The organism is Nocardioides limicola (assembly GCF_016827675.1).
Lineage (GTDB): Bacteria > Actinomycetota > Actinomycetes > Propionibacteriales > Nocardioidaceae > Nocardioides > Nocardioides limicola.
Map to the genome: position 1 here is coordinate 499,325 of NZ_JAERJA010000003.1, position 7,953 is coordinate 507,277.

Annotated in this window: 9 protein-coding genes and 1 tRNA gene; 5 read left to right on the forward strand and 5 right to left on the reverse strand. The window is 71.3% G+C overall.

Translation table 11 applies throughout. The annotated features are described in order from the left end of the window. Positions 1-151: 151 nt before the first annotated feature. The gene (locus JKG67_RS09440; RefSeq protein WP_203337024.1) at positions 152-991 is read left to right on the forward strand and encodes a sensor histidine kinase; all 840 of its coding nucleotides are present in this window, start codon (positions 152-154) and stop codon (positions 989-991) included. Positions 992-1,130: 139 nt separating this feature from the next. Here the strand turns inward: JKG67_RS09440 and JKG67_RS09445 are convergent, their stop codons facing one another. After that, positions 1,131-1,958 (reverse strand): Bax inhibitor-1/YccA family protein, encoded by an 828-nt coding sequence (locus JKG67_RS09445; RefSeq protein ID WP_203337025.1) that lies wholly within the window; start codon positions 1,956-1,958, stop codon positions 1,131-1,133. Positions 1,959-2,121: 163 nt separating this feature from the next. Between JKG67_RS09445 and JKG67_RS09450 the strand changes: the two genes are divergently transcribed. The 3 genes from JKG67_RS09450 to JKG67_RS09460 are packed head-to-tail and all read left to right on the forward strand — an operon-like array spanning position 2,122 to position 4,528. After that, entirely contained in the window at positions 2,122-2,760 is a 639-nt protein-coding gene (locus JKG67_RS09450) for a DUF2306 domain-containing protein (protein ID WP_203337026.1), read from the forward strand. 14 nt (positions 2,761-2,774) lie between these two features. Then, entirely contained in the window at positions 2,775-3,887 is a 1,113-nt protein-coding gene (locus tag JKG67_RS09455; protein WP_203337027.1) for a sensor histidine kinase, read from the forward strand. Then, a complete protein-coding gene (locus JKG67_RS09460) occupies positions 3,884-4,528 on the forward strand; it encodes a response regulator transcription factor (protein WP_203337028.1) in 645 nt (214 codons plus the stop codon). Before JKG67_RS09455 ends, JKG67_RS09460 begins: the two co-directional genes overlap by 4 nt. A gap of 26 nt (positions 4,529-4,554) precedes the next feature. Here JKG67_RS09460 and JKG67_RS09465 read toward each other — a convergent pair whose 3' ends face one another. The 4 genes from JKG67_RS09465 to JKG67_RS09480 form a co-directional block, all read right to left on the reverse strand. Continuing rightward, complete coding sequence (locus JKG67_RS09465; RefSeq protein ID WP_203337029.1) at positions 4,555-6,198, reverse strand: glutamate synthase-related protein; 1,644 nt, start codon at positions 6,196-6,198, stop codon at positions 4,555-4,557. A gap of 19 nt (positions 6,199-6,217) precedes the next feature. Continuing rightward, positions 6,218-6,291 (reverse strand) — tRNA-Leu (locus JKG67_RS09470). A 4-nt stretch (positions 6,292-6,295) separates the two neighbouring features. Next, positions 6,296-6,880: a peptide deformylase gene (def, locus tag JKG67_RS09475; RefSeq protein ID WP_307816493.1), complete on the reverse strand. Its 585-nt coding sequence runs from the start codon at positions 6,878-6,880 to the stop codon at positions 6,296-6,298. Then, positions 6,877-7,395 carry a glycine cleavage system transcriptional repressor gene (locus JKG67_RS09480; RefSeq protein WP_203337030.1) on the reverse strand — a complete coding sequence of 173 codons (519 nt, stop codon included), beginning with the start codon at positions 7,393-7,395 and terminating at the stop codon, positions 6,877-6,879. The genes def and JKG67_RS09480 overlap by 4 nt, the downstream gene beginning before the upstream one ends. A 333-nt stretch (positions 7,396-7,728) precedes the next feature. Between JKG67_RS09480 and JKG67_RS09485 the strand changes: the two genes are divergently transcribed. Then, on the forward strand, positions 7,729-7,953 hold a 225-nt coding region (locus tag JKG67_RS09485), incomplete at its 3' end, for a hypothetical protein (RefSeq protein WP_203337031.1).

Sequence of the window (7,953 nt, forward strand, 5' to 3'; positions counted from 1 at the left end):
TTGGGCCCCATCCGCGCCGACTTGGGCCCCATCCGCGCCGACTTGGGCCCCATCCGCGCCGAGTTGGGCCCCATCCGCGCCGACTTGGGCCTTGGCTCGGGTCGGCTGCCAACCCTGCCCGGCGTCACGGACCTGAGATACTGAGCGCCTCATGGTTGCGCCTGCTCTCACTCCCGCTCAGTCCGCCGTCACCGAGGCGCTGGCCGAGTGGTGGCCGTTCCTCCTGGTGGTCGGGCTGTTGCTGCTCACCCTGGGCTACTTCCTGCGGGTGCTGCGTCGACCCGACACGCTCCAGATCCCCGACCGGGTCGCCTCCGAGCAGGAGTCACTCGACGGCGACCTCGCCGAACCCCAGTTCGGCGCGCTGACCGCCGGCCAGGCACCGCCGGTCCCCGCGGCGGCGCCCCCACTCGACGAGCCCGGCGCTGCCCACCAAACCGCCGCCGAGCAGGCAACCGAGCCGATCAAGGCCGGGACGGCCCCGCCCGCCGACCCCGCCCCGCTCGACGCGGAACCGCCTCCCGAGCCGCACCTGGTGCTGCAACGCGCTCAGGAGGGCGCCGCAGCCACCCAGGAGGCCCTGGCATCGCTGACCGGGAACGCGCGGGCTCCGATCCTGGCAGCCGGCCTCGAGGTCGCCCTCTCCGGTCTGGCCCGGTCCAAGCCGATCCCGGTGGTGGCGGCCGTCGTACTGCCCCCGCTCCCCCCGGCCGTCGAGTCAGCCGTCTATCTCAGCGTCGCGCAATGCCTGGACAACACCGTCCGCCACGCCCAGGCCACCCGGGCCTGGATCCGCGCCGAACACGACGGTGAGCGGCTCCGGCTGGGGGTCGGCGACGACGGCATCGGTGGCGTGGACGTGTCTGGCCCCACCCTCACTCGAGTGGTACGCCGGGTGGTTGAGGTGCGCGGCAAGGTCGAGGTCCAGAGCCCCCCAGGCGGCCCGACCCTGGTCTCCTTCGAGATCCCCTGCTCACCGCGCGACTACTGACCGTTCACAGACCCGGCCCGGGCGTCGCCGGACGAGCCGGCCCGGGGACCGGACTCCGAGAGCGTCCCGACATGGCACAGGGCCTCCCGAAATGGCACGAGGCGCCGACCCGGGTCGGCGCCTCGTGGGGTATCGGGTGTCAGTCCTGACTGAAGATCGCCAGGATCCGGAGCAGGTTGATGTAGATCCAGACCAGGCTGACGGTCAGGCCGAAGGCGGCCCGCCACGACTCGCGCTCCGCGATGCCGCCGGCGACGCCGCGCTCGATGAAGTCGAAGTCGAGGATCAGCATGAAGACACCGAGCACCAGACCGACGATGGCAGTGATCAGGCCGAGGCCACCGAGGCCGAAGAGGCCGGTCTCGACACCGAACATCCGCAGCACCAGCGAGAGCAGGCCCAGACCCACCATGCCGAACATCGCGGAGATGGTGAAGGTACGGAACTTCTGCCCGACCTGGATGTTGAAGAACTTGTAGGCGAACAGGGTGCCTGCGAACGCGGCGAAGGTGCCGAGCACCGCGTTCATCACGATCGCGTCACCGAACATGGCGTCGAACGCCTTGCTGATCGCACCGAGCGCGACGCCTTCGGCCGCACAGAAGGCGAGCACCAGCCCGGGGCTGACGACCTTCTTGAAGGAGTTGACCAACGACAGGACGAAGGCGGCACCAGCGCCGAGCATCGCCAGCATGTAGACGGTGCCGAGCGCCTCCTGGCTGAGGATGCTGGGGGTCAGCACCCAGGTGGCCACGGCGGTGATCATCACCAGGCCGATCGCGATGGCCGACTTCTGCACCACCGAATCGATCGTCATCGGAGCCGGCGGCGCGTAGGGCGCCTGCGGGCCACCGGTACCCCAGCTGGACGGGTCGGTCTGGCCGTACGGGTTCGCGTAGGGGTTGGCGCCCATGGCGCGGCCGTTGAAGCCCTCAGTGCGGGCAAAGACAGGGTTGCTGCTGCGCATGGTCTCTCCTGGAGGCCGTAGTTGCGAATGTGCCGCCAGCATACCGAGGATCGACAAGCGATCTCGGGCCCCCCACGCGACGTCGACGCCCCAGCCGATCGGCCACCCGACTCCGACCCGATGGCGGATGTGGGCGGAGCCGCGCGGCGCGCACGCTCCTCCCATGACTCCAGACACCCTGACCCGTCGTCGCCGGGCCTGGCCGGTGGTGACCGGTCTGCTGATCCTCGCCGCCGTGCCCGTGATCGCGGGCGCCTTCCGGGCCACGGAACTGATGACCGACCCGCAGGTCACGGTCGACAACGCCCGGTTCGTGGCCGCACCGGCGCCGGTGCTGCTGCACATCGTTGCGGCGACCGTGTACGCGGTCCTCGGCGCCTTCCAGTTCGCGCCCGGCCTCCGTCGTACGTCGTGGCACCGTCGCGCCGGGCGGTTGCTGGTGCCGGCCGGGCTGCTGGTGGCCGGTACCGGTCTGTGGATGACCGCCCGCTACGAGCTGCCTCCCCTCGATGGCCAGGCACTGAGCCTGATCCGGTACGCCGTCGGCGTGGCGATGGCCGCGTTCCTGGTGCTGGCTGTCCGAGCCATCCGACGACGCGACGTGCCGACCCATGCGGCCTGGATGATCCGGGCCTACGCGCTGGCGATGGGGGCCGGCACGCAGGCGTTCACCCATCTGCCACTGCTGGTGCCGGGGGTGCCGACGACCGAGGGGACGCGGACGGTGGCGATGGGCCTGGGCTGGGTCATCAACATCGTTGTCGCCGAGCTGGTGATCCGGCGCCACCTCCGGCGGCGGTGACTAGCATCATGGACGTGCGTGCACTGGACAGGCTCCTGGACCGGCCGGCCGCCGTGGATGCGCCGCCTCGGGCGCGCCGTGACTGGGTGCTCACTGGGGTCGGCGTCGCGGCGGTGGGGGTCGAGGTGCTGCTACGCGGGGATCTTCAGTGGCCGCTGGTGATGGCCGCCGTCGCCGTGGTCGCCATGGTGGCCCTGCCGTGGCGGCGCAGCCACCCGGTCACGGTCGTCGCCGTGGTCACGGTGCCGGGGACGCTGGTGGGGCTGGCTCAGTGGGGTCGCGGCCTGGAGGCCGACGCGCTGGCCAGCGCAGCGATCGCGATCGTGGTGCCGTACGCGTTGTTCCGATGGAGTTCTGCCCGACAGTGCCTGATCGGCGGCGCGCTGCTGACCGTGGGGGTCGCCGTGTCCGTGATCAGCCAGCGCGGGGGCCTGGCCGACGCCATCGGCGGCGCCACCGTGGTGACTCTGGTGGCAGTGCTGGGCGAGCTTGCTCGGCAGCGCGCCGCGGCACGGTCCCGCGATCTGGAGCAGGCCCGGCTGCTCGAGCGGGAGCGGATCGCCCGTGACCTGCACGACACGGTGGCGCACCACCTGTCCGCGGTGGCGGTGCGCGCTCAGGTGGGACAACTTCAATCCACCGAGCCCGCGGCGCTGGAGGCGCTGAGACAGACCGAGTCGGAGGCACGTCGGGCCTTGGATGAGATCCGCACCATGACCCGGCTGCTGCGCACCGGCCTCTCCCCCAGTCCGGGACTGGAGGAACTTGCCGCGCTCGCCGATGCCGGTCCGCCGCGGGTCACCGTCACCGTCGCCCGAGATGCGGCCCCGTTGCCTCCGGCGGTCGCCGCCGGTCTGTTCCGGGTGGCCCAGGAGGCGGTGGCCAATGCCCGGCGTCATGCGGTCGGCGCCTCGCAGATCACGGTCGAGCTGGGCCGCGACGTCGCCCACACGCATGTGCTGCGGGTCCATGACGACGGCGTCGGCGGCGACCCCGACCCACCGGCGGGGCTCGGCGTACCGGGGATGGCCGAGCGGGTCGCGCACCTGGGCGGCCGGCTCGAGGCGGGCCCTGACCCCGACGGCGGCTGGACGGTGACCGCGCGTATCCCGGACGGTGGCCGATGATCCGCGTCCTGGTGGCCGACGACCAGCAGATCGTCAGGGCAGGCCTCGCCGCCCTGCTGGATGCCCAGGACGACATCGCGGTGGTGGCCGCGGTCAGCAACGGCCGTGACGCGGTCGATGAGGCTCGGCGGCTGCGGCCCGATGTGTGCCTCCTGGACATCCGGATGCCGCTCATGGACGGCGTGGAGGCGACCCGGCGGCTGGCGGGACCGCAGGTCGCGGACCCGCTCGTCGTGGTCGTGATCACCACCTTCGACAGCGACGAGCATGTGTACGCCGCACTGGCGGCCGGAGCCCGCGGTTTCCTGCTCAAGGACGCCGGCCCCGACCTGCTCGCCCAAGCGGTCCGGGCGGCAGCCGCCGGTGATGCGCTGATCGATCCGAGTGTGACGGTGCGACTGCTGGACCGGTTCGCGAGCACGGCACCCCCGACCCCGGCGGCCCCACTGACCGACCGCGAGCTCGCCGTCCTCCGACTCGTCGCGAGCGGCAGAACGAATGCCGAGATCGCTACCGACCTGCACCTGGGGGCGTCCACCGTGAAGACGCATCTGGCCGCGATCATGGCCAAGACCGACACCCGCAACAGGGTCGAGGTGGCCCGGTGGGCGTTCCAGGCTGGGTTGCTGGCGGAGGACTAGTTGGCGCGAGACTGGCTCGCGCGGAACTAGGGCCGGTCGAGGGCCCCGACGCCGGCGAACCGTACGCCGGAGAGCGCGGCCATCTCCTGCTTCCAGGTGACCAGGTCATCGCGGGTGAAGTCGCCGAGACTGCGGTGTCCGCAGGCCCGGGCCAGCACGCTCATCAGCTCCACGCTGGAGGTGAGGAACCGGGCCAACCGCTCCGCGGCCTCATCGACGGGCAGCCGGGAGCGAAGCGCGGGATCCTGGGTGGCGATGCCGACCGGGCAGCGTCCGGTCTCGCAGGCGCGCATCGCGAGGCAGCCGATCGCCTGCATGGCGGCGTTGGAGACCGCGACCGCGTCGGCGCCCAGGGCCAGCGCCTTGGCGAAGTCGGGTGCGGTGCGCAGGCCGCCGGTGATCACCAGGCTGACGTGGTCGGCGCCGATCCGGTCCAGGTGGGCGCGCGCCCGGGCGAGAGCGGGGATGGTGGGCACCGAGATGTGGTCGCGGAAGAGCACCGGTGCGGCCCCGGTGCCGCCGCCGCGGCCGTCGAGGATCACGTAGTCGACCCCGATGGCGAGGGCGGCATCCAGGTCGGCCTCGATGTGCTGGGCGGACAGCTTGAAGCCGATCGGCACTCCGCCGGTGACCTCGCGCGCCTTGGCGGCCACCTCGCGGAAGTCCTCGACGGAGACCAGGTCGGGGAACCTCGCCGGTGAGACGGCTGCCTGGCCGGGCTCCAGGCCGCGGACGGCGGCGATCTCCTCGGTGACCTTGTGGCCGGGCAGGTGACCGCCGGTGCCGGTCTTGGCGGCCTGTCCGCCCTTGAAGTGGAGTGCCTGGCAGTCGGCGACCTTCTCCCAGGCGAAGCCGAACCGTGCCGAGGCCAGCTCGTAGAAGTAGCGGGAGTTGGCGTCCTTCTCGGCCTGGAGCATGCCGCCCTCGCCGGAGCAGATCCCGGTGCCGGCCAGTTCCGCGCCGGTGGCGAGGGCGGTCTTGGCCTCCGCGGAGAGGGCACCGAAGCTCATGTCGGAGACGAACAGCGGGATCTGCAACCGCAGCGGCCGGGCAGCGGCCGGGCCGATCACCACGTCGGTGGCGACCGGTTCGTCGTCGAGCAACGGGGCGGTGGCGAGTTGGGCCGTGACGAACTGGAGGTCGTCCCATCGGGGCAGGCTAGGGCCGGGCACGCCCATCGCTGCCATCGGCCCGTGGTGGCCGACCCGGTCCAGGCCGCTGGCTGCGAGACGGTGGATGGCGTTGCGTGCGGGTTCGTCGTCGGTGCCCTTGGGATCGGCGTACGCGCCTTGGTAGGCGGACCGACGGATCCTCTGCGGGTGCTTCTCACGCCAGGCGGTGACCTCGGCTTCGTCGACCCAGATCTGTCCGTCGGTGACCCCGGCGGTGAAGCGGGCCAGATCGGCTCCGGGGTGGAAGATGTTCTGGCCGGTGTCGATCCGGTACGTCGAGCCGTGCAGACCGCAGGTGAGTTGTCCGCCGCGCACGTCCCCGTCGGCGAGCAGGGCACCTCGGTGCTGACAGCGACCGAAGAGGGCCACCACCTGATCGGGCGTGTCCTGGGGGCGGATCACCACCAGGTCGACGTCGGCCACCACGGCATGTCTGGCACTCCCCGGGTCCACGTCGTCGAGGGGAAACAGGGTGGTCGGGGACGTGGTCGAGCTCATGGGCGTCAGCATGTCACGGTGCCCCCGGTCGGGCTCGAACCGACACTGGGTCGCTTTTAAGGCGACTTCCTCTGCCAATTGGGATACGGGGGCGGGTCTACAGGTAGGTCTTGCGGGGGTGGATGGCGTGCGCCCCGGCGACCCGGTCCAGGAACAGGAAACCACGCGTGTGGTCGATCTCGTGCTGCAGCGCCCGGGCCTCGAAGGCGTTGGCCCGGAGCACGACCGTCTCCCCGGTGCCCGGCAGTTGGCCGCGTACGACGAGCCGGCTGGGGCGCTTCACGTCCCCGGTGAAGTCCGGTACGGACATGCACCCCTCGCGGGCCTTCTCGTTGCGCGAGGAGTCCACCACTTCGGCGTTGCAGAGCGCGAAGGTGCCGTGGTGGTCGCGCGTCTTGGGGTGCTCGGAGACGTCGACGCAGAAGACGCGAGCAGCCACCCCGACCTGTTGGGCGGCCAGACCCACACACCCGGGCGACACGCGCATGGTGGCAATCAGGTCGGCAGCCAGTTGGACGATCTCGGGGTCGGTGGCGTCGACCTCGGCGCCGTCGGTGCCCAGCACGTCGGCGGGTGCGGTGACCACTTCCAAGATCCGGCCGGTGACCCCGAGCTCGAACTCGACCCAGGCCCGCACGCGTTCATTGATCCCGTCGGGTGCCGCGGGCTGTGCTTCGGTCACAGTTCGTCGGCCTCGGCCTCGTGCCAGGTGACCCGGACGCCGAGTCCGTCAGCGGCGGCCGCCACCGTGCTGCGGATCGCAGCGACGTCGCCGTCGCGGGGCAGGTCGACCTCGGCGATCAGCAGGTACAGGTCGCCGGCCAGCCGGGTGGTGAGGTCGGTGATGTTGCCGCCCGCCGAAGCCACGACGCCGGTGATCGTGGAGACGATGCCGGGGCGGTCGCCGCCGTGCACGGTGAGCACCCAGGACGTGCCCTCGGTGGCCTTCGCCTCCTCGACGGGGACCTCGCGCACGGACACGTCGAGGGAACCGTCCCCGGTCAGTGGCCGCAGCGCCTCGCTCACAGCGGCACCGGTCGCCTCACCGGAACAGATCAGCATCATCGCGAAGTGCCCTCGGAGCAGGGTCATCGTCGAGTCCTCGATGTTGAGCCCCAACCCGGCGAGTGCCTCGGTGGTCTCGGCGATGATGCCGGGCCGGTCGTGTCCCAGGACGGTGATGGCGTGGAGAGTCACCCGGGCATTGTGTCAGGTCGGCTCCTGTTCGGTGGTCGAGTGCTGCCCGGTTTCGGTGGTCGAGTGCCGCTCCGCTCGGTGGTCGAGTGCCGCGCCCGTTCGGTGGTCGAGTGCCGCCGAGGAACGAGGCGGTGTATCGAGGCCACCCCCTAGTCGTCCGGGGTCTCGATACGCTCGCTGGCGCTCGCTACTCGACCGCCGACCCACACCCCTGTTCGGTGGTCGAGTGCTCCCCGTTCGGTGGTCGAGTGCCGCCGAGGAACGAGGCGGTGTATCGAGACCACGCCCCCCAGTCGCCCGGAAATGTCGGAGCCTGCTGGTTGGCTTGTTCTCATGAAGGCGGAGCAGCTCGAAGATCTCGACACCTCGGGTGAGGTGCTCGACTTCCTGCGCACCCAGCAGGCCGAGGCCCTTCTGGTCGAGGCGGCCGCGATGGTGGCGGCGGTGAAGTACTGCGGGATCAACACCCCGACCACTGACACCGACGCAGCCGGGCACTGGTTCGGGGACCGGTCCTGCGCCCTGGCGGGTGAGGGTGCCCCTCAGGTGTCAGAATCC